Raw genomic sequence first — 3,087 nt, forward strand, 5'->3', positions numbered from 1 at the left:
GCGGTACTAGCTCAGTTGGTAGAGCGCGACCTTGCCAAGGTCGAGGTCACGAGTTCGAGCCTCGTGTACCGCTCCAAATTATTTGGATACATTTAGGCGGAATGGCAGAGTGGCCATGCACCGGATTGCAAATCCGTTTACCTCGGTTCGACTCCGGGTTCCGCCTCCATATAATTTACTCCACACGCTTTAATTAGCAAACTCGATGCCCGAGTGGTGGAATTGGTAGACACAAGGGATTTAAAATCCCTCGACTAACAAGTCGTGCCGGTTCAAGTCCGGCCTCGGGCACCATCTCTCTATTAAGCGCTCTGCTTAAAAAATATCCAATGAATCTTCTGATATCTATAAAATATCCAGTAAAAATCTTGATTTATCATTTTTATGTTTTCTATGATTTATATTATCTTGATATGCACTATTTTATGCATGGTCTACCCAATAATAGCGTTGTGTGATAGTTCATTAAGAGTTTGTATATCTATCGTATTAAAGATATATATGAGTAAGCATAATGTAATATTTCCAAACCCAATCCTATAGCGCCTCAAATAAACCAGCCATGCAATCCTTAGCGACACACAGTACTTTATGCTGATGAATACACTTTGAACTGAACTAAGCGTCATAGACTTATGATAACAACCAGTAAAGTAGGCCATTAGCTTTAAAAAATTCAAAACAGTAAAGCAATCTACACCTCGAGAGCAAATAACCTTGAAAGCAAAGTTCAAACACTTATGTGCTGGTAGCATAAAGTAATACCAATCTGCTTATATATGGGGTCTATTTAAGGTTAAGGAAATTACGCTAGATTTAGGCAAAAATTTTTGTATCTAGTGTTCTAAATAAAAATTTTTAACGACGTTATAGTGCAATTTAATTCGTTAAATTGCTCAGAGATTTATGCAGGTTGGTATAGTTGTCGAATTGGTTGCTAACACATGCTCATTGGAAGTTAAAAATCGCGGGTAAGAGTAAGTCTAGAGTTATGGTGAGAACTTCAAATAGGTAAACAATAAAGTGCTTATACATAATGCAGAGCTGTGGGCATTAAACATCTGTTTTTGTAGGTTGTCTTATCTAGGCTGATAATCAGATAATGTCTATACGGTTCTTATCGTCTGTAACAGCTTTTACTTATAAATGATCGAGTGCTATGTGTCAGGGCTTTTTATTTTTAGAACTAAAAAAGCGAGTCGTAGCTCGCTGTTTATTGTTTATTTCCAGGCCTCGGGATCGACCTCTTTAGCAAGTTTAGGATGCTTACTTTTGTCAAAGGTGGGTATTAAACCCTTTTTGCGTTGTTCGTTGTAATCTTTAGAGAGCCATACAACAACACCTGAAAGCATAAATAGCGCTATAACGTTTACAATGGCCATTAAACCCATTGATATATCTGCCAGCGTCCAAATTAAACCAAGCTCACCAACAGCACCAAACATCACCATACCTAAAACAACAAGTCTAAAGATAAACATACCTTTATTAGAGTTGTGCTCTAAAAACATTAAATTTGTTTCAGCGTAAGAGTAATTAGCCACAATAGAAGTAAAAGCAAAAAACAATATAGCAATGGCAATAAAGTAAGTACCCCAGTCGCCGACATGTTCTTGTAATGCTGCTTGTGTGAGTTCAATCCCCATAACACCAGATTCAGGTACTAATTGCTGCGATAGTAAAATAAGAGAAGCAGTCGCTGTACAAATAACAATAGTATCAATAAATACACCTAGCATTTGCACATAACCTTGTGATGCTGGATGAGGAGGGTAAGGTGTCGCAGTAGCTGCGGCATTAGCTGCACTACCCATACCAGCTTCGTTTGAGAATAAGCCACGCTTTATACCTTGGATCATAGCTTGTGTAACACCATAACCAATTGCACCTGCACCAGCTTGTTCAATACCAAAAGCACTTTTTATTATAAGTACAATTACATCAGGTAATGCAGTAAAGTTAATAGCACATACATAAAGAGCAACTAACAAGTAAGCTAATGCCATAAATGGGACAACCATTTCAGCAAAACGAGAAATCGTTTTCAAACCACCAAAAATAATAATACCAGAGCCAATAACCAAGCAAATGCCTACTATATACTTAGGTACATCAAACGCTACTTCAAATGCTGCAGCAATAGAGTTTGACTGTACGGCGTTAAATACCAAACCAAAGGCTAAAATTAAGCATAACGAGAATAAAGTCCCCATCCAGCGTTTACCTAAGCCGTTTTGCATATAATAAGCAGGGCCACCTCTAAAATTGCCATCAGCATCTTTTGTTTTATAAGCCTGAGCCAAAGTACTTTCAGCAAAGCTTGTAGCCATACCTATTAATGCAATAAGCCACATCCAAAAAATAGCACCTGGCCCACCTAGGTATAAGGCAACAGCAACACCAGCCATATTACCTGTACCAACACGTGCAGCTAACGAAGTACAAAAAGCCTGAAAGGATGAAATTTCATTATCGGCACATTTACGAGAGCCAAACATAACTTTGAACATATGTGGAAATTGCACAAACTGAATAAAGCCTAGTCGAAAAGTAAAAAAGAGGCCTGCTGCTATTAATAAGTAGACGAGAACTTGGCCCCATAGAAGGGCACTTATACTGTTTATTATGTCTGTCATGGATACTGCCTAAATACATGAGTTAAAAAAAGTGACCGCAACTTATCACATCAGGATAAAAGTGTTTAGTTTTAAAGTTCAAAAACAGAGTTATCAACAGGGTTTTGTGGGTAACTTGTGCTTATCGTGTGCGCTTGCTTGGGGCTTAATTTTAATTACTATTTTATGCAAATAACGCTTGCGTAAAATCCGCAGCTCCCTATAATGCGACCCCACTGAGACAGGAAACGCCAACGCATAGCGAGGCACGAACAACTCAGAGAGTTAAATAAAACTTCGGTTTTAAATCTTCTAAAAAGAAAGTTTAAAACTAAGTGTTGACTCGAAAAATAAAGGGTGTATTATTCGCATCCCTTGAGTCGCTAAAGCGACTCAAAACGTTCTTTAACAATATAAAGCAATCATCTGTGTGGGCACTCGTACAGATTGAGTTCTAACAGCCAACCTACTT

At 38.1% G+C, this 3,087-nt stretch carries 1 protein-coding gene and 3 tRNA genes; 3 read left to right on the top strand and 1 reads right to left on the bottom strand.

Going from position 1 to position 3,087, the window contains the following annotated elements; translation table 11 throughout:
* The 3 genes from I6F66_RS20400 (at window position 1) to I6F66_RS20410 (ending at window position 294) form a co-directional block, all read left to right on the top strand.
* Window positions 1–76, top strand: a tRNA-Gly gene (locus tag I6F66_RS20400).
* A 19-nt stretch (window positions 77–95) separates the two neighbouring features.
* Window positions 96–169: transfer RNA gene (locus tag I6F66_RS20405), tRNA-Cys, on the top strand.
* 38 nt (window positions 170–207) lie between these two features.
* Window positions 208–294 (top strand) — tRNA-Leu (locus tag I6F66_RS20410).
* Window positions 295–1,220: 926 nt separating this feature from the next.
* On the opposite strand, the gene I6F66_RS20415 is transcribed toward I6F66_RS20410, so the two are convergent.
* Window positions 1,221–2,636 carry a sodium:alanine symporter family protein gene (locus I6F66_RS20415; protein WP_010555303.1) on the bottom strand — a complete coding sequence of 472 codons (1,416 nt, stop codon included), beginning with the start codon at window positions 2,634–2,636 and terminating at the stop codon, window positions 1,221–1,223.
* Window positions 2,637–3,087: the final 451 nt, after the last annotated feature.

The sequence above is a fragment of the Pseudoalteromonas sp. NZS100_1 genome, from assembly GCF_015864285.1.
Lineage (GTDB): Bacteria > Pseudomonadota > Gammaproteobacteria > Enterobacterales > Alteromonadaceae > Pseudoalteromonas > Pseudoalteromonas arctica.